Genomic DNA, 266 nt, shown 5'->3' with positions numbered 1-266 from the left:
TTGTTATATTCCTGAAGATGTCCAGCCGCACAAGGCCTGGTCATCCTTACTTCAGCTGCTGGCCGACCAGATCATTACCACAGATGACTGTATTCTCGAAACCGGGGGCGTGGTCGCACTGCTTGGGCCGACCGGTGTAGGAAAAACAACAACAATCGCCAAACTGGCCGCCAGAGCGGCGATGGACTTTGGTCCGAATGAAATCGCATTGGTCACCACAGATACCTATCGTATCGGTGCACATGAACAGCTGGCGACTTATGGTC

The 266-nt window shown here is 53.0% G+C and carries 1 pseudogene; it reads left to right on the top strand.

The window, feature by feature from the left end:
* A pseudogene (locus tag ACYP03_RS26510) lies at positions 1 to 266 on the top strand (flagellar biosynthesis protein FlhF); the annotation flags it as partial.

The sequence above is a fragment of the Photobacterium sp. R1 genome, from assembly GCF_054600795.1.
Note: the sequence above shows the minus strand (reverse complement) of the source record. Positions and strands in the feature narration are given on the sequence as shown.